21 protein-coding genes and 1 pseudogene are annotated in these 25,121 nt (G+C 57.3%); 10 read left to right on the forward strand and 12 right to left on the reverse strand.

Features of this window, described 5'->3' with window-relative positions:
* Window positions 1-126 precede the first annotated feature (126 nt).
* From JNO48_01940 to JNO48_01965, 6 genes are read right to left on the reverse strand one after another with little or no spacing between them, the layout of a single operon-like run.
* Complete coding sequence (locus JNO48_01940) at window positions 127-285, reverse strand: hypothetical protein (GenBank protein ID QTE68697.1); 159 nt, start codon at window positions 283-285, stop codon at window positions 127-129.
* A complete protein-coding gene (locus JNO48_01945; protein QTE68698.1) occupies window positions 282-1,013 on the reverse strand; it encodes a metallophosphoesterase in 732 nt (243 codons plus the stop codon). The genes JNO48_01940 and JNO48_01945 overlap by 4 nt, the downstream gene beginning before the upstream one ends.
* Window positions 964-1,908, reverse strand: coding sequence for a hypothetical protein (locus tag JNO48_01950; protein ID QTE68699.1), 945 nt, complete (start codon window positions 1,906-1,908; stop codon window positions 964-966). The genes JNO48_01945 and JNO48_01950 overlap by 50 nt, the downstream gene beginning before the upstream one ends.
* Window positions 1,905-2,066, reverse strand: a complete 162-nt coding sequence (locus tag JNO48_01955; protein ID QTE68700.1) for a hypothetical protein — start codon at window positions 2,064-2,066, stop codon at window positions 1,905-1,907. Before JNO48_01955 ends, JNO48_01950 begins: the two co-directional genes overlap by 4 nt.
* Window positions 2,056-4,077 (reverse strand): excinuclease ABC subunit UvrB, encoded by a 2,022-nt coding sequence (uvrB, locus tag JNO48_01960; protein ID QTE68701.1) that lies wholly within the window; start codon window positions 4,075-4,077, stop codon window positions 2,056-2,058. The genes JNO48_01955 and uvrB overlap by 11 nt, the downstream gene beginning before the upstream one ends.
* Window positions 4,059-5,000, reverse strand: coding sequence for a ribonuclease Z (locus tag JNO48_01965; protein ID QTE68702.1), 942 nt, complete (start codon window positions 4,998-5,000; stop codon window positions 4,059-4,061). Before JNO48_01965 ends, uvrB begins: the two co-directional genes overlap by 19 nt.
* Before the next feature lie 257 nt (window positions 5,001-5,257).
* Here JNO48_01965 and JNO48_01970 point away from each other — a divergent pair, with 257 nt between their 5' ends.
* From JNO48_01970 to carB, 8 genes are all read left to right on the forward strand, one after another.
* Window positions 5,258-6,484, forward strand: a complete 1,227-nt coding sequence (locus JNO48_01970; GenBank protein ID QTE68703.1) for an argininosuccinate synthase — start codon at window positions 5,258-5,260, stop codon at window positions 6,482-6,484.
* Window positions 6,485-6,571: 87 nt separating this feature from the next.
* Entirely contained in the window at window positions 6,572-7,495 is a 924-nt protein-coding gene (gene argC, locus JNO48_01975) for an N-acetyl-gamma-glutamyl-phosphate reductase (protein ID QTE68704.1), read from the forward strand.
* A 3-nt stretch (window positions 7,496-7,498) separates the two neighbouring features.
* Window positions 7,499-7,966 carry a GNAT family N-acetyltransferase gene (locus JNO48_01980; GenBank protein QTE68705.1) on the forward strand — a complete coding sequence of 156 codons (468 nt, stop codon included), beginning with the start codon at window positions 7,499-7,501 and terminating at the stop codon, window positions 7,964-7,966.
* The gene (gene argJ, locus JNO48_01985) at window positions 7,963-9,207 is read left to right on the forward strand and encodes a bifunctional glutamate N-acetyltransferase/amino-acid acetyltransferase ArgJ (GenBank protein ID QTE68706.1); all 1,245 of its coding nucleotides are present in this window, start codon (window positions 7,963-7,965) and stop codon (window positions 9,205-9,207) included. Before JNO48_01980 ends, argJ begins: the two co-directional genes overlap by 4 nt.
* Window positions 9,208-9,218: 11 nt before the next feature.
* Window positions 9,219-10,118 carry an acetylglutamate kinase gene (gene argB / locus JNO48_01990; GenBank protein QTE68707.1) on the forward strand — a complete coding sequence of 300 codons (900 nt, stop codon included), beginning with the start codon at window positions 9,219-9,221 and terminating at the stop codon, window positions 10,116-10,118.
* Window positions 10,119-10,160: 42 nt separating this feature from the next.
* The gene (locus JNO48_01995) at window positions 10,161-11,321 is read left to right on the forward strand and encodes an acetylornithine/succinylornithine family transaminase (protein ID QTE68708.1); all 1,161 of its coding nucleotides are present in this window, start codon (window positions 10,161-10,163) and stop codon (window positions 11,319-11,321) included.
* 79 nt (window positions 11,322-11,400) lie between these two features.
* Complete coding sequence (locus tag JNO48_02000) at window positions 11,401-12,459, forward strand: carbamoyl phosphate synthase small subunit (protein ID QTE68709.1); 1,059 nt, start codon at window positions 11,401-11,403, stop codon at window positions 12,457-12,459.
* Complete coding sequence (gene carB, locus JNO48_02005; protein ID QTE68710.1) at window positions 12,452-15,643, forward strand: carbamoyl-phosphate synthase large subunit; 3,192 nt, start codon at window positions 12,452-12,454, stop codon at window positions 15,641-15,643. Before JNO48_02000 ends, carB begins: the two co-directional genes overlap by 8 nt.
* 73 nt (window positions 15,644-15,716) lie before the next feature.
* Here the strand turns inward: carB and JNO48_02010 are convergent, their stop codons facing one another.
* Window positions 15,717-16,874: an FprA family A-type flavoprotein gene (locus JNO48_02010; GenBank protein ID QTE68711.1), complete on the reverse strand. Its 1,158-nt coding sequence runs from the start codon at window positions 16,872-16,874 to the stop codon at window positions 15,717-15,719.
* A 156-nt stretch (window positions 16,875-17,030) separates the two neighbouring features.
* Between JNO48_02010 and JNO48_02015 the strand changes: the two genes are divergently transcribed.
* Together JNO48_02015 and JNO48_02020 are read left to right on the forward strand one after the other, a co-directional pair.
* Window positions 17,031-17,978 carry a hydroxyacid dehydrogenase gene (locus tag JNO48_02015; protein QTE68712.1) on the forward strand — a complete coding sequence of 316 codons (948 nt, stop codon included), beginning with the start codon at window positions 17,031-17,033 and terminating at the stop codon, window positions 17,976-17,978.
* A 41-nt stretch (window positions 17,979-18,019) separates the two neighbouring features.
* Window positions 18,020-19,237 (forward strand): MFS transporter, encoded by a 1,218-nt coding sequence (locus JNO48_02020; protein QTE68713.1) that lies wholly within the window; start codon window positions 18,020-18,022, stop codon window positions 19,235-19,237.
* Window positions 19,238-19,284: 47 nt separating this feature from the next.
* Here the strand turns inward: JNO48_02020 and JNO48_02025 are convergent, their stop codons facing one another.
* From JNO48_02025 to JNO48_02045, 5 genes and pseudogenes are all read right to left on the reverse strand, one after another.
* Window positions 19,285-20,592, reverse strand: a complete 1,308-nt coding sequence (locus tag JNO48_02025) for a cation:proton antiporter (protein ID QTE68714.1) — start codon at window positions 20,590-20,592, stop codon at window positions 19,285-19,287.
* Window positions 20,593-20,945: 353 nt separating this feature from the next.
* Window positions 20,946-21,332, reverse strand: a pseudogene (gene tnpA / locus JNO48_02030) (IS200/IS605 family transposase).
* A gap of 197 nt (window positions 21,333-21,529) precedes the next feature.
* Window positions 21,530-23,005 carry a hypothetical protein gene (locus tag JNO48_02035; GenBank protein ID QTE68715.1) on the reverse strand — a complete coding sequence of 492 codons (1,476 nt, stop codon included), beginning with the start codon at window positions 23,003-23,005 and terminating at the stop codon, window positions 21,530-21,532.
* A gap of 172 nt (window positions 23,006-23,177) precedes the next feature.
* Window positions 23,178-24,188, reverse strand: coding sequence for a carbohydrate ABC transporter permease (locus JNO48_02040; GenBank protein QTE68716.1), 1,011 nt, complete (start codon window positions 24,186-24,188; stop codon window positions 23,178-23,180).
* The gene (locus tag JNO48_02045) at window positions 24,181-25,104 is read right to left on the reverse strand and encodes a sugar ABC transporter permease (GenBank protein QTE69656.1); all 924 of its coding nucleotides are present in this window, start codon (window positions 25,102-25,104) and stop codon (window positions 24,181-24,183) included. The genes JNO48_02040 and JNO48_02045 overlap by 8 nt, the downstream gene beginning before the upstream one ends.
* Window positions 25,105-25,121 lie beyond the last annotated feature (17 nt).

Raw genomic sequence — 25,121 nt, forward strand, 5'->3', positions numbered from 1 at the left:
GGCTCCTTTCACACATATAAGAAACACCCCGGCGCCGTCAACGGGGCGATAGAGTGTTTCCGTATCTTCTAAGGGCAAACGGATTATACCCGTTTTATGTATCCTTGTCAATCAACCTGTTGGTTTTTACCGTTTCAGAAGGTCCAGTGCAGTCTGCAGCAGGTCGCCGACCGTCTCAGCCTTCCGGACAGCCAGTTTGATACCTTCCTTTTCGATGAAGTTCAGCTTGTGGTCTTTGTTTTCCTCAAACCAGTCCATCAGCAGCTTCAGGTCTTCCGGATTCATGCTTGCTCCTCCTCTTCCGTGGTTTCGGTCCCTGGTTCCAGTTCCAGGATAATCAGTTCGCAGGGATTGTTGATTCTCGGAATCCGGGGTTTGGCTGCATTCGTCATACCCCGGGAAATCATCATTTTCCCGCCGTCATGGATCCCGTGGGTCAGGCGGGGAAACAGGCCCTGGCCCGGTGCATACAGACCCCGGCCGAACAGCTGGATCTGGCCGCCGTGGGCATGCCCGCATACGGTAAAATCAATGTCCCTTCCCCGCACATAATCCCGGTACATTTCCGGGTGATGGCACATCAGCAGTTTAAATGAAGCCTCCGCTTCAAAACGGTTCAGGAACGTCCGGTCCGGTATTCTGGACCGGGTACTGCTGATTCCGCCGATCAGGATCCCCCGGAATTCCGTATAGCGGTCTTCCAGCAGTTCCGCCTTGCTTTCCCGGGCCGTTTCCAGGTACCGTTCCGCGTCCCGGAACTTCCGTTCATGGTTTCCGATGGAATAGAACACGGGCACAATTCCCGGAACGGTCTCCAGGAACCGGTAGGCATTCCGGTTGTCCCGGCGGTGCCGGTCCACCAGATCCCCGGGAATCAGTACGGCATCGCAGGCGGCAAAATCCTCCAGCACGTCATCGAACGGTGCGCTGTGGATGTCCGGTGCCACGGCCAGTCGCAGCGATTCACGGATTTTCGGTGACCGGATCCGGTGTACTGTTCGGTTCCTCTGCATACTTTCCTCCCCGGTGGTTCCCATCCTTTGCCGGACGGGTATACATGATCAGGCAGAATATCCCGGCAGCCAGGAGAAGCAGGATATACAGGCCGGCTTCCAGCACCATTCCCCGGACAGCCAGGCCGGTCTGGCGGCTCAGTCCCTCGGATGCCCGGCTGATCATTTCCTGGATTCCGGCCGTCCCGGCAAGAATCATGCAGAACGCGGCTGAAATCCCTGCGCCGCCGAATGCGGCGCCGTAATACTTAAGGGAAGTGCGGACCTTCCCTGCAGTCAGCAGGGCAATCAGTCCGGCCAGCAGCAGGCATACCGCCCCGCCAAGCAGGGGAAGCCCGGATGCGGTGCGGACTGCGCCAGGCAGGTCAATCCGGCGGTTCAGGTAGCGTACGCCAAAGGAAATCACCGATGTCCGCACCGGCATTGCCGCCTCCCGGACCGTTTTCTCAATTTCCCCGGCGGCTTCTGCCGCTTTCTCATACGGATCACCGGGTGCTTTCCCCGGATCCATGGTTTCCATGATCACCGGAATCAGGGAATCCGCAGGCCAGGAAGGAACGTCTTCCATGATCCCTTCTGTCGCAATCCGGGTCCACCATCCGGCCATCTGCGTGTTCAGTTCCGTAATCTCTTCCCTGGAGACAGCATCAATGACCGGCTCTGCGGAAAACCCGTATTCCTCCGCCAGGTCCCGGATAACACCGGCAATCTTTTCCATCTGTCCGGCAATCACCTGCCGGTCTGTGGAAATCCGGACGTGGCTTTCCTCAGATGAAAGCATTCGTGCAGCTGTCATTCCCAGCAGTGTGCACGCCAGGACGATGGTCAGGAGTACAGCACATGCCCACGCGGCAATTCGTGCGGGTATGCATGGATATTTCTTCCCCGTGCTCATGCCTTCACCACCATTTTGATCAGAATCCCCAGCAATTTTCGGATCACCGGTCCGTACCGGAATGCCAGGAACAGCGCTCCGGCGATCATCGGGATGGATGTCAGTACCGGAAGCCAGAATATCCGCAGCCTCCTGCGGGGACGGGTTTCAGTGCTCACTTTTCCGGGTCCGCTCCCTTCTCCTGTGTCGTTTCTGCTGCTGGTCATCCTTCATCGGGGTGTCTCCGCGCAGTGCCAGCAGCCGGTCCCGCAGCTGGGCTGCCCGTTCAAACTCGAGCTCCTTCGCCGCGCTGATCATTTCCTCTTCAATCTGCCGCATCAAGGCTTCGCGTTCTTCATCATTCAGCACTGCGGCAGATGTTTCTTCAACCTTACGGGTGATTTCCAGCACGGAACGGATCGCGTTCCGTACGGTTTCCGGTGTGATCCCGTGCGCTTCGTTGTAAGCCTGCTGCAGCGCCCTGCGCCGGTTGGTTTCGGACATGGCTTTTGCCATGCTTTCCGTCAGCGAGTCGCCATACAGGATCACCCGTCCGTCCACGTTGCGGGCGGCCCGCCCGATCGTCTGTACAAGCGACGTCTCGCTGCGGAGGAATCCTTCCTTGTCAGCATCCAGGATCGCGACCAGCGCCACCTCCGGAAGGTCCAGTCCTTCCCGGAGCAGGTTGATGCCAACCAGGACATCAAATTCGCCGAGGCGCAGGTCCCGGATCAGTTCCATCCGCTCCATGGTCTGGATATCGCTGTGGAGGTACCGCACCTTGATATCCAGTTCCTTCAGGTAGTCCGTCAGGCTTTCTGCCATCCGCTTGGTCAGTGTGGTTACGAGTACCCGTTCTCCGCGCTCCGTAACCTTCCGGATTTCACCCACCAGGTCGTCCACCTGGCCGGTGGCCTTCCGAAGGATCACCTGGGGATCCAGCAGGCCGGTGGGACGGATGATCTGTTCCACGACCTGGTCAGCCCGTTCCCGTTCATACGGGCCGGGTGTGGCAGAAACGAAAATGGTCTGGCCGATGCGGCTTTCGAATTCCGAAAACAGCAGCGGCCGGTTGTCAAACGCGGACGGAAGCCGGAATCCGTAGGAAACCAGCGTCTCCTTCCGTGCGCGGTCGCCGTTGTACATCGCCCGGATCTGGGGCACAGTTACATGGCTCTCATCAATCATAACCAGGAAATCGCCCGTAAAGTAATCCAGCAAGGTATACGGTGCGTCACCGGGCTTCCTGCCGTCAAAATACCGGGAGTAGTTCTCAATTCCCTGGCAGTATCCGATTTCCCGCATCATCTCAATATCATAGCGGGTCCGCTGGGCAATGCGCTGTGCTTCCAGCAGCATTCCCTTCTGTTCAAATTCAGCAATCCGCTCTGCCAGGTCCTTTTCAATGTCGCCGATATGCTCTTCCATGTGAGCCGGGTCGGTGGCATAGTGCGTCGCCGGAAACAGCGCAGCATGTTCCAGCGTGGCGAGCACATGGCCGCTCACCGCCTCAATCTGGGAGATCCGCTCAATCTCATTCCCGAACAGTTCCACACGGATGGCTTTCTCGTGTTCCCCGGCCGGTATGATCTCGATGACGTCCCCGCGGACGCGGAATGTGCCCCGGTCAAATTCGGTATCGTTCCGGTCATACTGGATATCCACCAGGTCCCGGATCAGTTTCTGCCGGCTGTATTCCATTCCGGGCCGGAGGGAAATCATCTGCCCTTCGTATTCGCTCGGATCACCCATGGAATAGATACAGCTCACGGATGCGACGATAATCACATCCTTCCGCTCCCGCAGTGCAGCAGTTGCGGAATGCCGCAGCCGGTCGATTTCATCGTTGATGGATGCATCCTTTTCGATATAGGTGTCCGATGAGGCAATATATGCTTCCGGCTGGTAATAATCATAATAGGAAACGAAATACTCCACCCGGCTGTCCGGGAAGAAAGCCCGCAGTTCACTGCACAGCTGTGCTGCCAGGGTTTTGTTGTGTGCAATCACCAGCGTGGGCTTCTGGACCTTTTCGATCACGGATGCCATGGTGAACGTTTTCCCGCTGCCGGTCACGCCCAGCAGAACCTGGTTTTTCATGCCGGCCCGGATTCCCGCTGCAAGGGCTTCAATCGCCTGCGGCTGGTCTCCCGATGCGGAATAGGGTGCCTTTAAAACAAACTGATCCATGCCGGTTCCTCGTCTTTGGGATAGCGCATTGTAACAATTTCCCCGTCCCGTGCGGCCCATGTCCGGGCAAAAACCTTCCGGGTTTCTTCCAGGTAGGCTTCCGGGTCCTCAATGCTCGTGCTGAAATGGGTCAGCAGCAATGCGGACGGTGCAGCCTCCCGGGCAATTCCTGCCGCTTCGGAAAAAAGCATATGGTGGTTTTTAAGCGCCTGGGGGCGCCTGTCTTCTGTTCCGTACATACCTTCCAGAATCAGCAGGTCCGCATCCCGGGTATATTTTTCCAGTGTTTCGCACGGCCTTGTATCGGTGGAAAACACCAGTGTGATTCCTTTGCGTTCCTTCCCCGCAACATCCTGCAGGGTATAGGTTTCTCCGCCGGCCCGTACGGTTTCCCCCTCCTGGAGCCGTTTCCACTCCTGCATGGGAATACCCAGGGCTCTTGCCTTTTCAGGGTCGAATTCAGCACTTCGCGGAAGGTGGATCCGGAAACCGAAGCACGGGATTCCGCCATGGTCAACCGGAAATGCCCGGATCTTCAGTCCGATTGCTTCCAGTTCCCCGCCGTTGGCCGGAATCTCATGCAGCATCACCGGATAACTCAGCGGAGGCACAATCACGCACAGTCCTTCCACCACGCGCTTCAGTCCCTTCGGTCCCCAGATATGGAACGTCTCATCCCGGCCGGCCTTTTCCAGGCTCAGCAGCAGTCCGGCCAGCCCGGTACAGTGGTCTCCGTGGTAATGGGTCAGCAGCAGCCCGTCCATACACCGGAATCCCCATCCAAGCCGGCGGATGCCCACCTGGGTCCCCTCGCCGCAGTCAATCAGGAGTCCGCGGCCGTTCACCCGCAGATAGACGGATGACAGAGCCCGGTCAGGAATCGGAAGCGTACCGCCCGTACCCAGCATACAGAATTCCAGCATCCGCTTCCCCTCCTTCCGGATCTGCATACAATTTCAATGATATCATACCTTTTTTTATGGAAATCCGCAACTGTTCCGGGATCTGTCGGCATACATGAATTATACATTATATGCATAAATTTCCCTAAAATATGCATTCCCCGTGAATATTTCCGCTTTCCGATTGTTTTCTAATTGTTTATTTGAAAAACATATTGACAATCCCTCCGGCCGGGTGTATATTTCCGTGCATAAACATGCATTAAGGAGGGGTTTTCATGAATAAGGCGGATATCAAGAAGGTTGTTCTCGCCTATTCGGGCGGTCTGGATACGTCCATCATCATTCCCTGGCTGAAGGAGAATTACAACAATCCGGAGATCATTGCCGTTTCCGGTGACGTGGGCCAGGGCACCGAACTCGACGGTCTGGAGGAAAAGGCCCTGAAGACCGGTGCGTCCAAGCTGTACGTGCTGGATCTGAAAGATGAATACGTGGACGATTATATCATCCCCACGATGAAAGCCGGCGCTGTGTATGAGGATTATCTCCTTGGTACCAGCCATGCGCGTCCCTGCATTGCGAAAGGGCTCGTGGAAATTGCGCTGAAAGAGGGCGCAGACGCGATCTGCCACGGCTGCACCGGTAAGGGAAATGACCAGGTCCGGTTCGAGCTGGCCGTCAAGCACTTTGCGCCGGATATGCCGATTATCGCGCCCTGGCGGGAGTGGGATATCCAGTCCCGGGACGAAGAAATCGATTATGCCGAAGCGCATAACATCCCGCTGAAGATCACGCGGGAAACGAACTACTCCAAGGACAAGAACCTCTGGCATCTCAGCCACGAAGGCCTGGACCTGGAAGACACCGGCAACGAGCCGCTGTATGAAAAGCCCGGTTTCCTGGAAATGGGTGTCTCCCCGATCGATGCGCCCGATGTTCCGACCTATGTGACCCTGGAATTCGAGAAGGGCATTCCCGTTGCGATTGACGGGGAAAAGATGTCCGCCAAGGATATTATCCTGAAGCTCAACGACCTCGGCGGCAAGAACGGCATCGGCCTGATTGATATCGTGGAAAACCGGCTGGTCGGCATGAAGTGCCGCGGCGTTTATGAAACCCCAGGCGGAACCATCCTCTACAAGGCGCACGAAGCCCTCGAGTCCGTCTGCCTGGACAAGCTGACCATGCATGAAAAGCAGAAGCTCTCCATCACCTTCGCTGAGCTGGTTTACAACGGCCTGTGGTTCTCCCCGCTCCGGGAAGCGCTCTCCGCCTTCGTCGACAAAACGCAGGAGAAGGTCACCGGCAAGGTCAAACTCAAGCTGTATAAAGGCAACATCATCAAGGCCGGTGTCTGGAGCGATTATTCCCTCTATTCCGAAGATATCGCCACCTTCGGTGCCAGCGATTACAACCAGAAGGACTCTGCGGGTTTCATTACCCTCTTCGGCCTTCCCACCAAGGTACAGGCCCTTGTGGACGCGGCAAACGCGAAAAAGTAATCCTGCCCTGCGGACCAATCCCGCCCCGTTCTTCGCGGCGGGATTGGTCTTATTCCGAATCTGTTTTATACCGGAAAGGATTTGCGCATGACAAAGGTTTTTATTGACGGCAGCGCCGGAACAACCGGTCTGCGGATCCGGGAGCGGCTTTCTGTCCGGCCGGATCTTTCGCTGATTACGCTTCCGGAAGAACTCCGCAAGGATCCCGCCGCCCGGGCAGATGCGCTCAACACCGCGGATGTCGCTTTTCTGTGCCTGCCGGATGCTGCGGCCGTGGAATCCGTATCGCTGGTCACGTCTTCCTCAACCGTCATCATCGATACTTCGACCGCTCACCGGACTGCAGGCGGATGGACCTACGGGTTCCCGGAGCTGGCCGGCCAGCGGGATAAAATCGCCGGTTCAAAGCGCATTGCCAACCCCGGTTGCCATGCCAGCGGCTTTATTGCCCTGGCCGCGCCGCTGGCTGCCGCCGGCATTCTGGATGCCGGTGTCCGCCTTTCCTGCTTCTCGATCACCGGGTACTCCGGTGGCGGCAAGAAAATGATCGCTGATTATACGGCAGCCGGGCGGGATCCGCTTCTCGACGCTCCCCGCCAGTACGGACTGTCCCAGACGCATAAGCATCTGCCGGAAATGGCCGCGGTCTGCGGCCTGCAGTATCCACCCGTCTTCTGCCCGATTGTCGCACCCTATTACGCCGGTATGGAAGTAACCGTTCCCCTGACTCCGGCGGACACAGGGGCTTCCATGGAACAGATCCGGGAAATCTACCGGGATTATTACCGCACCGGTCTGGTTTCTTTCCGCGATGCCCCGGACGAATCCGGCTTCCTTTCCGCCGGTTCCATGGCTGGCCGCGATGATATGGAAATCTCCGTGTTCGGCCAGGAAGACCGGATCCTGCTGGTTTCCCGCTTCGACAATCTGGGCAAGGGAGCCTCCGGCGCCGCAATCCAGAACATGAACCTGGCGCTCGGCCTGGATGAGGCGGAAGGGCTTGTGAGGTAACGGATGGATAAATACAGTATTATGCCCATGACAGAGGACGATTATGACGATGTCCGGGCCCTCTGGATGACAATCCGCGGCTTCGGGATCCGTGCGCTGGATGACTCCCGCGAGGATGTGCAGCGTTTCATCCGCCGCAATCCCACCACCAGCGTAGTGGCCCGGATGGACGGCCGGATCGTCGGTTCCATCCTCTGCGGATCCGACGGCCGCCAGGGTGCGCTGTATCACGTATGCGTCGCGCGGGAATACCGCCGCCGGGGAATCGGCACGCACATGGTCGGGTACTGCATGCATCAGCTGCGCCTGATGGGAATCAACAAGGTATCCCTCATCGCGTTCGCCTCCAATGACGCCGGAAATGCCTTCTGGAAGCAGATCGGATGGACGCGCAAGTCGGATGTGAATTACTACGAATTTGTGCTCAATGAGCAAAACATCACACGCTTTATAGGAGAAGAAGGACAATGATATCTGAAATCACAGGCGGTGTAACCGCTGCCAAAGGCTTCCGCGCGGCCAGCTGCGCAGCCGGTATCAAGTATCAGGGCAGGACGGATATGGCCATGATCGCCTGCAGCGTTCCGTGTGCGGTTGCCGGAACCTTTACCTCCAACCAGGTCAAGGCTGCGCCCGTCCTGTGGGATATGGACGTTGTCTTCCGGAAAAAGCAGGCACAGGCCGTGGTTGTCAATGCCGGAATCGCCAATGCGGCCACCGGTGAAACCGGTCTGGCCCTCTGCCGGGAAACCGCAGAATACACCGGAAACCGGCTGGGCATCCCGGCCGATTCGGTCCTGATCGGCTCCACCGGTGTCATTGGCCCGAACATCCCGGTTGACCGGATTTCCGCCGGCGTGGATATGATGGTTCCCGCCCTGGCGGATACGGCGGAAGCCGGTACCGCCGCGAGCCGGGCGATCATGACCACGGACACCGTCAACAAGGAGCGGGCCGTTCAGTTCACGCTGCCCGGCATTGACGGAAATGATGTAACCGTCACGCTTGGCGGAATGAGCAAAGGCTCCGGCATGATCCATCCGAACATGTGCACCATGCTCGCCTACCTCACCACCGACTGTGCTGTGGACCAGGCCCTGCTGCAGCAGGCGGTGCGGGAAGTCGTGAAGGATACCTTCAATATGATTTCCGTGGACGGCGATACCAGCACCAATGATACTCTGCTGGTCCTGGCCAGCGGCCTGGCCGGCAACAAGCCCGTCACCTCCGCGGATGATCCGGGATATGGAGTGCTGAAGGATGCGCTCTTTACCGTCTGCCGGAGCCTGGCGGTCCTCATGGCGGGTGACGGCGAAGGAGCAACACATCTCATCGAGATGACGGTAACCGGAGCCGATACAAAGGAAAACGCCCGGACACTGGCACGTTCCGTTGTATCCTCCAGCCTGGTCAAGGCAATGATCTACGGGAAGGACGCCAACTGCGGCCGGATTCTCTGTGCATTGGGTTACGCGGGGCCCGCGTTCAACCCGGATCGGGTGGATTTGTACCTGCTGGGGAGCTCCGGAGACGTCTGCTTCTGCCTGAACGGCCGTGTGCAGGAATTTGATGAAGACAAGGCGCTGGAGATTCTCTCCGGGCATGACGTCCGCTTCACGGCGGATATGCATATGGGCAGCGAATCCGCCGTCGCCTGGGGCTGCGACCTGACTTATGACTATGTCAAAATCAACGGGGACTACCGGAGCTGAGGAGAAGAACAATGCAGAATGAATTTACCAACATGGAGCGCGCGGAAGTCCTGACCGCTGCCCTTCCCTATATCCGGAAATACACCGGTAAAGTAGTCGTCGTCAAATACGGCGGCAATGCCATGATCAACGAAACGCTGAAGCAGCAGGTCATGGAGGATATCGTCCTCCTCTGGCTGATCGGTGTGCGCATCGTACTGGTTCATGGCGGCGGTCCGGAAATCAACGACCTGATGGATCGTCTGGGAAAGAAACCGGAGTTTGTCAACGGCCTGCGCGTCACCGACAAGGAAACCATGGATATCGTCCAGATGGTGCTTGCCGGCAAGATCAACAAAACGCTGGTCAACCTGCTGGAGATGAAGGGCGGCAAGGCAGTCGGCCTTTCCGGTATGGACGGACGTCTTCTGCAGTGCGCCGTCAAGGATGAACGTCTCGGATTTGTCGGTGAAATCCAGAAGGTCCATATCAATCCGGTCACGGACCTGCTGGATAACGGCTACATTCCGGTCGTTTCCACCGTGGGATGCGACAAATCCGGCAACGCCTACAATATTAACGGCGATACGGCTGCGGCCTATATTGCCGGGGCCCTGAACGCCGAAAACCTGATCATGATGACGGATATCGCCGGTGTCCTGCAGGACAAGGATGATCCATCCACCCTGATCCAGGAGATTTCCCAGGATGACCTTCCCGCCCTTTATGAAAGCGGAGTCATCTCCGGCGGCATGATTCCGAAGGTGGAATGCTGCGCCACGGCGCTGAAGCGCGGGGTGAAGAATGTGGTCATCATGGACGGCCGTGTTCCCCACTCCATCCTTATGGAACTGCTGACCGACGAAGGCGCAGGTACGCGTTTCTCCCGTTCCGAGCCGAAATACGATGACCGCAAGGAAGGCTGGGAATAACTGCCGGGACTTCCAATACAACAGGAAAAGAGTGTGAGTGACATGTCCGTTATGAATCTGGACCGGGAATATGTTGCCAATACCTATAAACGGTTCCCGCTGGAGATCGTCTCCGGCAGCGGATCCGTTGTCCGGGATGCCGATGGCCGGGAATATATCGATATGGGATCCGGAATCGCCGTGACTTCCTTCGGAATTGCGGATCCGGAATGGATTGCAGCCGTGGAAAAGCAGATCCACGCGGTGCAGCATATGTCCAACCTGTATTACACCGAACCGTGCGCGCTGCTGGCGAAAGCCCTGTGTGAAAAAACCGGTATGAAGAAGGTTTTCTTCTGCAATTCCGGGGCGGAAGCCAATGAATGTGCCATCAAAGTGGCCCGGAAATGGGCGGCGGAGCATAAAGGACCGTCCTGTTCCACCATCGTAACGCTGAAAAACAGCTTCCACGGCCGCACCCTGACCACGCTTTCCGCCACCGGCCAGGATCACTACCATGAGCTGTTCCAGCCCCTGACGCCCGGCTTCGCGCATATTGATGCCGGTGACATGGACGCCCTTGCTGCCCTGTGCAAAACCGGGACGGTCGCTGCCGTACTGATTGAATGTGTCCAGGGGGAAGGCGGCGTCATTCCGCTGGATCCGGAGTTTGCTTCCGCGCTCGACCGGTTTGTCCGTGAACAGGATATCCTCCTTATGGTGGATGAAGTCCAGACCGGCAACGGCCGTTCCGGACACATGTATGCCTATATGAATTACGGGCTCCATCCGGATGTGGTTTCCACGGCCAAGGGCCTGGCCGGCGGTTTGCCGATGGGCGCCGCCCTGCTCTCGGAAAAGGTGCAGGATGTCCTTTCCTATGGCGACCACGGTTCCACCTTCGGGGGAAACCCGGTTGCCGCCGCGGCTGCGCTGTCCGTGGTAAACCGGCTGACGGATGATTTCCTGCAGGAAGTCCGGGCTAAGGGCGATCTGCTCCGGAGCCTGCTCGAAGCATGCCCGGGGATCAAGTCCGTATCCGGCCTGGGCCTGATGCTCGGCCTGGAAACCGTCAGGCCTGCAGGTGAAGTGGTCGCCGCCTGTATGGAGCGCGGCGTGCTCTGCCTGACTGCCAAAAACAAGGTCCGGCTCCTCCCTGCCCTGAATATCCCGGAAGAGCTCCTTCGCAAGGCTGCCGCAGTTATCTGCGAAGTCTGCGGTTAAGTCCGTCTTCCTTTCGGCTCCCATATCCCGGTATTCCCTGCGCAGTCCGCAGAATTTATAAAAATCCGGAGGACGCTGTATGTCATATCTTGTTCTGGCCAATGGCACTGTCTTTGAAGGCCGCCGCATCGGCGCGCATATTGACCGGATTGGTGAACTGGTGTTCACCACCGGTATGGAAGGCTACCTGGAAACGCTGACCGACCCCAGTTACTTCGGCCAGATCGTCACCCAGACCTTCCCGCTGATCGGTAATTACGGTGTCATCGAGGAGGACTTCGAAGGAAACAGCACGCTTTTCGGCTATATCGTCCGGGAACTGTGCGATACGCCTTCCAACTTCCGTTCCGCCTATCCGCTGAATGAGTACCTGGTGGCCAAAGGCATCCCCGGCCTGTGCGGGGTGGATACCCGGGAGATCGTCCGCATCACCCGGGAAGAAGGCGTAATGAACGCGATGATCTGTGATGAAATCCCCGCGGATCTGGCTGAAATCCGTTCCTTCTCCGTCCGGAACGCCGTGGTTTCCGTTTCCTCCAATATAAAGGAGTTCTTCCCGTCCGACGGGACGGAAAAGTGCAGGGTGGCCCTGATCGATTACGGCGCAAAGCACAATATCATCCGCAGCCTGCAGAAGCGGGGCTGTTCCGTCACGGTATGGCCGGCAGCCACCACGGCGGAAACCATCCTGGCTTCCGGCGCAGACGGAATCATGCTGTCCAACGGCCCCGGGGATCCCAAGGAAAATACCGCTTGTATCGCCGAGCTGAAAAAGCTGATCGGGAAAAAGCCGGTCTTCGGCATCTGCCTCGGCCATCAGCTGGCCGCCCTCGCGCTCGGCGGGGATACGGTCAAGCTGAAATACGGCCACCGCGGCGGCAACCAGCCGGTCCGCGACCTGGCCGCCGGCCGGACCTATATCACCTCCCAGAACCACGGATATGCCGTTGTGGCGGATTCCCTGAAGGGAATCGGAACGGAATCCTTCCGGAATGCCAATGACGGCAGCTGTGAGGGAATGGATTACCCGGACCTGAACTGTTTCACTGTCCAGTTCCACCCCGAGGCCGCGTCCGGTCCAAGGGATACTGCGGTCCTGTTCGATCGTTTTGTGGAAAGGATGATGAAGAATGCCTAAGGATGCATCCATCAAAAAAGTCCTGGTGATCGGCTCCGGCCCGATCGTGATCGGCCAGGCTGCCGAATTCGACTATGCCGGTGCCCAGGCCTGCCGCGTGCTGAAAGCGGAAGGTATCAACGTGGTGCTGGTCAACTCCAACCCCGCCACCATCATGACGGACCAGCACCTGGCGGATGAAATCTACCTGGAGCCGCTGAATGCCGCCACCGTCCGCCGTGTCATTGAAAAGGAACGCCCGGACGGGCTGATCGCCGGCCTCGGCGGACAGACCGGCCTGACGCTGGCCATGCAGCTGAGCCGCAACGGCACGCTGGATGAATTCGGAGTCCGCCTGCTCGGTTCTCCCATTGAAGCCATCGAGCGGGCGGAAGACCGCGAAAAGTTCCGGGAAACCATGTTGAACGCCGGCCAGCCCTGTGTCCCCTCTGAAATTGCGGAAACACTGGAAGACGCCCTCAGGGCAGCCTCGGACATCGGTTACCCGGTCATTGTGCGTCCCGCCTACACGCTGGGCGGCAGCGGCGGCGGTATCGCCGCGGATGAATCGGAAATGCGCCAGATCGCCCGTACCGGCCTGGATGCGTCTCCCATCACGCAGATCCTGGTGGAAAAATGTATCTCCGGCTGGAAGGAAATCGAGTTTGAAGCCATGCGGGATGCGCAGGGCAATGTGATTGCCGTCTGCTCCATGGAAAATGTGGACCCGGTCGGCATCCATACCGGCGACAGCGTGGTCGTTGCTCCGGCGCTGACCCTTTCCGACAAGGAATACCAGATGCTCCGCACCGCCTCGCTGGATATCATCAGCGCCATCGGAATCGTCGGCGGATGCAACTGCCAGTTTGCGCTGAATCCGGATTCCTTTGAGTACGCGGTCATTGAAGTCAATCCCCGCGTCAGCCGTTCCTCCGCCCTGGCCAGCAAGGCCACCGGCTATCCGATCGCAAAGATCACCACCCGCCTCGCCCTGGGCTACACCCTGGATGAAATCACCAATGACATCACCGGAAAAACCTGTGCCTGCTTCGAGCCGACCGTGGACTATGTGGTCGTCAAATTCCCGAAGTGGCCCTTTGATAAGTTCTACGGTTCCTCCCGCCGCCTGGGCACCCAGATGAAAGCAACCGGCGAAGTCATGGCCATCGGCCAGCGCTTTGAGGAGGCCCTGATGAAAGCGGTCCGCGGCGCGGAGATTTCCCTCGATACGCTTAATGCTCCGCCGCTCACGGATGAACCGGTCCGCGACCGCCTGGCCCGTCAGGACGACCGCCGGCTCTTCACGGTCTTCGAAGCCCTGAAGCAGGGCATGACCGTTGATGAGATCTTTGAGATCACGAAAATCGACCGTTTCTTCCTGTACCGTCTCCGCGCCATGGCGGAGCTGGAACAGCGGAAGCAGGGCAAAGGCCTGCAGCCCGGGGATTATGAGTGCTTCAAGCGCATGGGCTATCCGGACAATGCCATCAAGCGCATTACCGGCGCAGAATCAGTCCCCGGCTGGAAAATGAGCTACAAAATGGTGGATACCTGCGGCGCGGAATTTGCCGCGGAGACTCCCTACTTCTACTCCTGCACGGACAAGGCCTGCGAATCCCGCAGCCTCAAACGTTCCGGCCGTCCGGTGGTCATCGTGCTGGGTTCCGGTCCCATCCGGATCGGCCAGGGCATCGAGTTCGACTATTCCTCGGTGCACTGCGTCTGGACGCTACGCCGCATCGGCTATGATGTGGTCATCATCAACAACAACCCGGAAACTGTCTCCACCGACTATGACACCGCGGACCGGCTCTACTTTGAGCCTCTTACCCCGGAAGATGTCATGAACGTCATCGAAGTGGAAAAGCCCGTGGGCGTCGTGGTTGCCTTTGGCGGCCAGACTGCCATCAAGCTCACCCAGTTTCTGAATTCACAGGGCATCCGGATCCTGGGCACCAGCGCCGAATCCATCGATATTGCGGAAGACCGGGAGCGCTTCGACGCGCTGCTGGAGCAGTTCGGCATCCGCCGTCCCCGCGGCATGGGCGTCCGCACGATGGAGGAAGCGGTTGCTGCGGCGGAAGAGCTCGGTTATCCGGTCCTGCTCCGCCCCTCTTACGTCATCGGCGGCCAGAACATGACCATTTCCCGCAGCCGGGCACATACGGAGGATTATATGCGCCGCATCCTGGCCGGCGGGATCGAGAATCCGGTTCTCGTGGATCAGTATCTCCCCGGAATCGAGCTGGAGGTCGATGTCATCTCCGACGGCCGTGATGTCCTGATTCCCGGTATCATGGAACATATTGAACGGGCCGGTGTCCACAGCGGCGACTCCATCGCCGTCTATCCGCCCTTCAACCTTACAGAAAAGTTTCAGGAAAAGATCTGCGATATCTCCACCAAGCTGGCCCTGGCGCTGGGTACCAAAGGCCTGGTCAATATCCAGTACCTGATCTTCGATAATGAGCTGTATGTCATCGAGGTGAATCCCCGGGCATCCCGCACTGTGCCGTATATTTCCAAGGTCACGGGTGTCCCGATGGTGGACCTGGCTTCCCGCGTCATGCTGGATGAGCCGCTGAAGGACCTGGGCTTCGGTACGGGACTGTACAAGGCCCCGCCGTACTGCGCCATCAAGGTTCCGGTCTTCTCCTTTGAGAAGCTGAACGATGCTGACTCCATCCTCGGTCCGGAAATGAAGTCCACCGGTGAAGTCCTCGGCATCGGCATCACCAAGGCGGAAGCGCTGTTCAAAGGGCTGTCCGCCGCCGGTTTCCACCTGCCCACTGCCCGGGAGAAGGACAAAACCGGTGTCCTGCTGTCTGTGGAAGATGAGGATTTCCCGGATGCGATTGCCGTCGCCAAACGCTGCTATGACCAGGGAATCAGTGTTTATGCCACCAAGGACACCGCACGCGCGATCTCGGCCGTCGGCATCCATGTCACCCCGGTCGCGGATCCGAAAATCAGCGATGAGATTTTCGGGCTCATGGAAAACGGTTCTGTAAACTACATCATCTACACCGGCGCTGTCAAGGATGATACCGTGGGCGATTATACCGCGCTCCACCGCCGGGCCATGGTGCTCGGGATTCCCTGCATGACGTCCCTGGATACCGCCAATGCGCTGATGGATATCCTGGGTTCCCGCTTTACCCTGGAAAACACGGAACTGGTGGATATCAACTGCATGCGCCGCTGAAAACATCCATCAAAAAAGCCGGTCCGGCAGGACATCCGTCCTCCGGTCCGGCTTTTCTGGTATTTCCGTTGCTTTACAGCATCTCTTCCGCCAGTTTTTCAATCTGGGCTTTGTTTTCCTCGTTCATTGCGGACATGATCCGCACAGTGGTCTCGGCAAATGTGGTGTCTTTGCACCCTTCCAGCATGCCGCGCATCACCTTGGCCGCCATCGGCGCCCAGCTGCCGTTCTCAATCAGGCCGATCTTCCGGCCCCGGAAGCCGCGCTCCGTCAGGTGGTCAATGAATTGCTTCATAAAGGGGAAAATCTCCGCGTTGTAGGTGGTGGTTGCCAGGACCAGCTTCCCGTAGCGGAACGCATCCTCAACGGCTTCGGGCATATCGCACCGCGCCAGGTCATTCACCGCCACCTTCGGGCATCCCTTCTCCTTCAGCTTCTCCGCAAGCAGCTCCACAGCCTTTTCCGTGTTGCCGTATACGGAAGTATAGCAGATCACGACGCCTTCGCTTTCCACGCCGTAGGAGGACCAGGTCTGGTACAGGTTCAGGTACGTGCTCAGGTCTTCATCCAGCACCGGTCCATGCAGCGGGCAGATCGTATTGATTTCCAGTGCCGCCGCCTTTTTCAGCAGGGCTTGCACCTGAGCGCCGTACTTTCCGACGATGCCGAAATAATACCGCCTGGCTTCGCAGGCCCAGCCTTCCGGATCCTCCGCGTCCAGCGCGCCGAACTTGCCGAACGCGTCCGCGGAAAACAGCACCTTGTCCGTGCAGTCATAAGTCATGATGACTTCCGGCCAGTGAACCATCGGAGCTGTGATGAACTTCAGGGTATGGGTCCCCAGATCCAGCGTATCCCCCTCGCCGGCCACAATCCGCCTTTCGGCGAAGTCATCCCCGTAGAAGTTCTTCATCATCGTGAACGCCTTGGCAGAAGCGACGATTTTCGCCTGCGGGTATTTTTCCGCAAAGGCGCGGATATTGGCGGAATGGTCCGGTTCCATGTGTTGGACAACCAGGTAATCCGGCTGCCGGTCTTCCAGTGCTTCTGCAAGGTTGTTCAGCCATTCCGTGCCGAAATGCCGGTCCACGCTGTCCATCACGGCAACCTGCCGGTCCAGGATAACGTAGGAATTATATGCCATGCCTTCAGGAACAATATACTGTCCCTCAAACAGGTCGATCTGGTGGTCGTTGACGCCGATATAGCGGATATCCTTTGTGATGTTCATTGCCGGTTCCTCTCCTGTTTTTTCTGTTTTTGGATTATTGTTATTATACATGTACTTCTTTCCGCGTGCAACCGGTTCATATTGCCCGATATCTTCTCTTTCCATCCGATCTATGGTATGATGGCTTATCAGAAATCATTCCCGGAGGCTGGTCCAATGCGTATTGTTGTGCTCGATGCTGCCACGCTCGGCAGTGATCTTTCCCTTGCTCCCCTGGATGAAGTCGGGGATGTCACGGTCTGGCAGACCACGGCGCCGGATGAAGTGGCTGCACGTGTCCGGGAAGCCGATGCCATCATCATCAATAAAATCCGCCTGAACGAATCCAACCTTTCCGGCAGCCGGGTCCGGCTGATCTGTGTGGCCGCCACCGGATATGACAATATTGATACTGCCTGGTGCCGAGAAAACGGAATCACGGTTTCCAATGTGGTCGGGTATTCCACGGACAGCGTCGCCCAGCTCACGGCAGCCATGGCGCTGTACCTCACCAACCGCCTTCCGGAGTATACCCGTGCCGTCCGGACAGGTGATTATACCCGGAGCGGAATCGCCAACAAACTGTCGCCTGCCTTCCATGAGCTTGCCGGGAAAACCTGGGGAATCGCCGGTTACGGCAATATCGGCCGGAAAGTCGCGGCCATCGCCCGCGCGCTGGGCTGCCGGGTCATTGCCTATAAACGGACGCCCGCGCCGGATGTGGAATGCGTGGATCTCCCGTCCCTTTGCCGGCAATCCGACATCATCAGCGTGCACCTTCCGCTCAGCAGCGAAACGCGCGGACTTTTCTCCCGGGAAATGATCTCCCTGATGAAGCCAGATGCGCTGTTTATCAATGTGGCACGCGGTGCGGTCGCCGATGAGCAGGCCCTGGCGGACGCAGTCCTGGAAAACCGGCTCGGCGGCCTGGGAATCGATGTTTACACACAGGAACCGTTCCCGGAAGATCATCCGTTTTACGCCATCCGGTCGGATGACCGGGTGTGCCTGACCCCGCACATGGCCTGGGGTGCCCTGGAAGCCCGGCAGCGCTGCCTGCAGGAGATGATCCTGAATATCCGGGCGTTTGACAGCGGAACGCCGAGAAATTGCGTCAACAGCTGATTCTGAACCATTCCCCATCCCATACATGAAAGGTCGTTTTTATGAAAAAGCGGATCTCACCGGTCACATTCCACTATATGATCATCACAGCCGGCTTCTGGAGCTCCTTCTGCGTCTTTGTCCAGTATGCGGCAGTATTCCTTCAGGGAGCCGGCTACACCAATATGGAACTGGGGCTGATTATGGCAGTCGGCAATATTGTCGGAGCGGTCCTGGGCCCGGCCCTCGGTGCCTGGATTGACCGCAACCGGAATATCCGCCATGCGCATGTCATCACTGTGCTGTTGGCCCTCCAGGCAGCCCTGCTCGTCCTGCTCCGGATCAGCCCGGTCAAGGGGATTATCTGCTCCGTCTGTTTCACGCTTTATATCGCTATTGCATTGCCGGTCAACGCGGTCAACCTGGACCTGTGCGTCCGCCTGGAGCACGCGAAAACCGATTTCAACTTTGGTTTTGCCCGTTCCATGGGAAGCTTTTCCTTTGTCATTCTTTCCACCATCCTGGGATTTCTGACAGAAAAGCTCGGCTACCGGATGCTGCCCTTCGCCGGCCTGGCGGTCACAGCTCTCCAGCTTTTTGGCAACCGGCTGGTGGACCGGGATCTCCGGCAGGCGGAAGCCCTCCTGCCCGCAGACAGCGCCGCGGTTTCCGCCAGGTCCACTTCGCTGGTCGGCTTCTTCCGGGAGAACAAAGCTTTCGGGCTCATGCTGTTCGGTACGATATTCATTTATATCGCGCATAATATCGATGGCAATTTCCTCATCAATGTGGTCCGGAATGTCGGCGGAGGAGAAGCCATCATGGGTTATCTTGCCGCGTACACCGCCATTGTGGAAGTCCCGGTTATGATGTTCGCGTCCCGCCTTCCGAAGCGCTGGACCACGGTTCAGTATATCCGGGCATCCTTCATCTTTTTCGTGATCAAACTGCTGGCATACGCACTGGCGCCGAATGTCCCGCTGCTCTTTGCCGCCCGTACACTGCAGGCTCCCAGCTATGCGCTCTACACGGTCCTCATCGTCAGCTATGCGGATCAGGTCGTGGACCGGAAAGATTCTGCCAAGGCCCAGAGTCTGGCCTTCAGTATGACCAATATCGGTTCGGTATTGTCCAGCCTGATCGGCGGCCGGATGTTCGATACCGTCGGTGTCCGTCCGACCATGCTGACTGCGGTTGCAATATGCGCAGTCGGTGCGGCTGTCGCAATTGCCGCCACCTTCATCCGCCGTTCCGGAACGGAAAGGCAGTCACTTCGTTAACCGTTTCCGCACATGAAAAAAGACCGGATTTCCGGTCTTTTTTCAATTTACTTGTCAAACTGGGGGGGAACCGGCTTGGTGACCGCTTCCAGCTGCTTCTTGCGGCGCGCTTTCACTTCCTGCGGAATCGCCTGGATATCGCCGGCCTTGGTCAGGGCCATCTTCGTCAGGCTCGGGCCGATCAGCTCGTAGACCAGCACAGAGAACAGGACAATATTCCGGATCAGTGTCCCGGGGCCGCCGCCCAGCAGCCGGTATGCGGTTGTGCACATTCCCAGTGCGACGCCGGCCTGCGGCAGCAGCGTGATTCCCAGATATTTCCGTACGGTTTCGGGACTATGCGCCAGGTCGGAGGACAGCCGCGCGCCCAGGTATTTGCCGATGGAACGGGCAACGATATAGATCAGGCCGATCAGAACCACGGTAATATCGGAGAACACGTCAAACTGCAGGGCCGATCCGCTCAGCACAAAGAAAAGGGTCAGCGCCGGGCCGGACCAGCGGTCCGCCTGCAGCATCAGGTCCTCGCTCAGCGGGCAGTAATTGCAGAACACCGTACCCAGCATCATGCACACCAGCAGCGAGGAAAAACCGAAAGTGAAGCTTCCGACCGGGATCTTCAGCTGGCTCACCGCCACGGTCAGCATTACGCTGCCGACTATCAGTGCGTTACGGTTCCGGTGGGAATGGAAGTACCGCTCCAGGAATGTCAGCAGGAATCCGACGATTCCGCCGAAGCCCAGGGACAGTACCACTTCCATCAGCGGTTCAATAATCAGGGCGGCAACATTGGCGGTCCCGTTTTCCATCGACTGTGCAATACCGAAAGAAACGGCAAACACGACCAGGCCGACCGCGTCATCCAGCGCGACGACCGGCAGCAGGACGTCAGTTACCGGACCTTTGGCCTTGTACTGGCGCACGACCATCAGGGTGGCTGCCGGTGCGGTAGCGGCAGCGATCGCGCCCAGGGTGATCGCCACCGGCAGGCTGATTATTTCGGGATTGATAAAATGGAGTCCAATCAGCACTGCGTCCACAACGATCGTGGTGATCACCGCCTGCAGGATACCGATGATCGTTGCCTGCTTCCCGGTATGCTTCAGTTCGGACAGGCGGAATTCATGACCGATCGCAAACGCGATAAAGCCCAGTGCCACATCGCTGATCACGGCCAGTGAGTCTACCTGCGCAGACGTAGTGAATCCGATCCCTGTCCGGCCCAGCACACACGGTCCGATCAGCACGCCGGCTACCAGGTATGCCGTCACGTCCGGCAGCTTTAATTTCACAAACAGCCGGGTCATCAGGAGCCCGGCAAACAGTGCCATTGAGATTAATAAAAGTTCCTGCATTTTCTCCTTAACGCTTCCCTTTCATACTCCGGAATTCGCCGGCAGAAATGCGTTTCCGCTTCTGCCGGACGGCATTGTATCACTGTTTCCGGAAATATACAAGGAGAATTATTTGATTATCTGCAGGCCCTTTGGGGCTCTTTTTTTCATTGTCCCCGCAGGGCATGAAGTAAAACCGGCGTAGCCGGTGGCTTTTCTTATGCGGCCATAGGCCTAGAATACTAGCCCGCGCCCTCGCAGGCGCAATTACGGTCTGCCAACCGCGTAGACAGTTACTGGCCACCCGTAAACGGGTTATCGTTGGCCTTTCCCAGCATTGTTAACTGTTCTCCCATCTTGTCCTCTTCCAACTAATGCCGGATATACTCTGCGATTGCCTTAGTATTCTTTCCTACCGTATCTACGTAATACCCCCGGCACCAAAATTCACGGTTCCTGTACTTGTACTTTAGTTCCCCAAACTTTTCGTAGATTAACACACTGCTTTTTCCTTTCAGGTAACCCATGAAACTTGATACCGCTACCTTGGGTGGTATGCTCACCAACATGTGGATATGATCCGGGCATACCTCTGCTTCATGGATTTCTACACCTTTCCATTCACATAACTGTCGGATGATCTTTCCGATCTCCGTTTTCTTTTCCCCGTAAAACACCATCCTTCGATACTTCGGCGCAAACACTATGTGATATTTGCAGTTCCATCTCGTGTGTGCTAAACTCTGTAAGTCGTTAGCCATCTAATGACCTCCTTTTGCTCCTTTGCAGTTGGCAGACCGCATTGGCATTATAGCAAAAGGAGTTTCTCTTTCATTCGCATAGCTATAAGCTCTCCCGAACCCCACGCCTAGCGTGGGGTTTTATGAATACAAAAAGGCCGCCGCACATCTTGTGCGGCGGCCCGGAAACTCAGACAATGAATCTGAATTCAGCTGAATTATTCAGCAGCGGGAGCCTCTTCAGCAGCTTCTGCAGCGGCAGCAGCGGCAGCAGCTTCTTCAGCAGCGTTCTCAGCGTCAACTTCTTCCTGAGTCTTGACGCCATTGAACACGTCCATCAGATCCTGCCAGAATCCCTTGGATTCTTCAACAGCCTGGGCCGGTCCCTTGCTGTTGATCGGTCCCCACAGCAGCGCGCTGCCCAGCACGTCGTTGGTGGAGCCCAGGTTGAAGGTGTAGTTCGGAGCGCTGTGCTCGGGCTCACGCATCATGGCGTAGGTCTCGTCAACAGCACGCTCGTCGGTCTTGTTGTACTTGTTGCCGATCCAGTTGTCTTCGGAATCGGTGCCAGGCACATCGTCGGTGTACAGGTCATAGATCATCTGGATCTTCTCGGAAACTTCGGGGCTGTAGACGTTCGGGATGCCGTAGATGTTGTCGCAAGCCATGGCCTTGTAGGTCTCAGCATTGGGTCCCTTCGGAACCATCACAGCGCCCCACTCGTCCTGCATGTCATCCATTTCAGCACCGTCGTTGAAGCCCTGCCAGGTCTGGCCGGCGTAGAACGCGGAGGTGCCTTCTTCCCAATAGGTCTTGAACCAGTCCCAGTTGGCGCCTTCGGGCGTCGGGCAGGCGTACTTGTCCCAAACCTTGACGCGCTCATCCAGAGCGTCCAGGGCAGCCTGGCTGTCAACGGCCAGGGTGATCTTGCCGTTTTCGTCCTTGTCGAAGAAGGAAGCGCCATTGGCGAACACCAGGGCAACCGCCATGTCATCACCGGAACCGGTCAGGCCGTAGATGTCGATGATGCCGTCGTTGTCGGTGTCACGCTGTACCTGGTCCATGATGTTTTCCCATGCTTCCCAGGTCCAGGTGCCGTCCGCCTGCATGTCATAGATGGTGTTCCAGTCGATACCGGCCTCTTCCAGCACGCGCTTGTTGAAGAACAGGCAGCTGCGGGGCTCGGTCTTGCCAACGTGCACGCCCAGGACCTTGCCGTCCTTGGTCATGAAGTTGGTGGTAACAGGATTCCACTTTTCAGCGGACAGGTCGATGGTCCAGGGCATATACAGGTCATTCTTCAGGGTCGCGGGAGCAAAGTCAGCCGCGATCGCGATGATGCACCAGTCGCCTTCATCGCCCTTGCCGTTCAGACCGCCATTCATGTTGATGTTGGTCAGTTCAGCGGGGTTGCCGGACCAGTCGCTCAGAGCGGTCTCAACGATCTTGACGTTGTAGGTCGCTTCGAGCCAGTCACGGTAGTCATACAGGGCCTGGGTTTCAGCATCGGGTTCAGCCTGACGGGTGCTGTGTTCAGCATCGTCATTTCCCCACCAGTCATAGATGTAGACCGTGCGGCCGCCAAAGTCAAGGCCTTCGATCACTTCGGGATAACCTTCGGGAGCTTCGGCCATCGCGCTGCACATACCCAGCAGCATCATAGCGGCCAGAACCAGAGCCAGGATTTTCTTCATACGAGAAAACCTCCTTTTTTATTTCCTTACGGACCTCTCACAAAGCCCGTATAGGTGCGTTATTATGCGATCTTTTTCCTCGCAGGCAGATTATATACCACATCCGACAAAGATTCAAGTATTGTTGCGGTTTTTTTCGCCATTTTCGTGTCAGTTGTCTGTACTTTTCCGGTTACTCCTTGGAGCCCGTCATGGCCAGGCTTTCCACGAACGTCCGCTGCGTGAAGCAGTACAGGATGATCAGCGGAATGCAGCAGAACAGCACCGCGATGGAAATCAGCTGCAGCTGGCGTCCGTTCGGTACGATGACCGACTGGGTGGCGTCGCTGGAGAAATAGCGGCCCATCCGGCTGACCATCGTGCTCATCTGCACGGCGAATGTCCGGTAGCTGGTCAGGAAGTTCCGGGAGTAGAACAGGTCGGTCCACTGCCATACAAAGCTGAACAGGAAACAGCTGGCAATTGTCGGAACGGCGTCCGGCAGCATGATTTTCACAAACGTATGCATCGTGCCGCAGCCGTCCACATAAGCTGCCTCTTCCAGGCTCATCGGAACGTTCTTGAAGTACTGCCGCATCATGTAGATGAACAGTCCGTTCTTCAGGCCCATGCAGGTCAGGCTCATGATGACGTAGGGTGCCATTGAGGACCGCAGGTTCACCGTATCGCCCGTAAGCGCCTTGATGATTCCGAACAGGTCAAACTGGGCGAATGTGATATACAGGGAGGTCTGGATCGTCTGCGGCGGAATGATGATCAGCAGCACCACGCAGGCGAACCAGAATTTCTTCAGCGGGAATTCGTACCGGGCAAACCCGTAAGCCACCAGGGTCGCCGCAACAACCTGGCAGATCGAGATCACAATGGAAATCCACAGCGTGTTGATCATGGATTCCGGGAAGCTCGTCAGGTCCGCCACAATCCGGTAGTTGTCCAGCGTCACATGGCGCGGAAGCAGGATGATGGTGGAGTCATACAGGTCTTTCTCCTCCATCAGGCTCATGGAGAAACGGGTCAGCATGGGCTGGATGATCATAAAGCACAGGCCGAACATCAGCAGTGCGCGGACAACGGAAACCACAATTTCCTTGACCCTGCGCTTCAGCAGGTATCCTTCACTGCGGCGGTTCCGGGTCCAGAAGTCCTGGCTTTTCCCGATGAATACCGTGTTGTCCTTACTCATAAGACTTCACCGCCCTTGTGATGATAAATGTGCTGATTCCGATGAACAGCAGGGCAACGCCGAAGTAGATCCAGCTCATGGCGGAAGCCACGCCGAAGTCCATCCGGACGCCGTACATAACGTCATTGATCTTCTCAATGACCCGGTTGTCGTTCTTCATGAAGAAGTCGATAATCGTGTAGATGCAGTTCACCAGCAGCAGCGGGCTGACCATCGGGAAGGTGATCTTCCAGAAGGATTCCCATGCGGAGCAGCCTTCCACATCCGCCGCTTCATACAGTGACGGGGAGATGGACTGCAGGCCGCTCAGGAATACGATGATCTGGATGCCGCTGGCCATAACAATGTCGTAAATCGCGTTGATCATCTGGAAGACAACGTCGAATACTTCGCCGGCCACACCGGAAACCTGCAGCAGTTCCTGCAGCGATGCCGCAATATCCACGCCGGATGAGTTCTGCACCGAGTTGCCGATATCCGTCATCATGTTGTAGAACTCATTGGAGCTTTCGATGCCGGGCAGCACGCCGGAGGACAGGATAACCGGCAGGAAGAAGATGATCCGGCACAGGATCCGTCCCTTGAACTTCTGGTTCAGGATTACGGCGATTACGAAGCTCAGCACCAGGGTGGCGATCGTGTTGATCACCATCCGGCTGATCTCATCCACCAGGTACTGGTTATAGTTCGGGTCGGTCTGCAGCGCGTAATGATAGTTGTAGAAATCATTCCACGTCATGGTGAAACCGCCGCCGCGGATCAGGTTCACCTCATTCAGGCTCATCTGCAGCGACATCACCAGCGGGCGGACCATAAAGAAGATAAACCCGATGATGAACGGAAGGATAAACAGGGTCCCGGTCCGGGCGCGCCTGGCCGGCATGGTATGGTACAGCTTATTTCCGGGAATATACATCTGAATGGCTTCCGTAA

The organism is Clostridiales bacterium (assembly GCA_017569285.1).
GTDB lineage: Bacteria > Bacillota > Clostridia > Christensenellales > Aristaeellaceae > Aristaeella.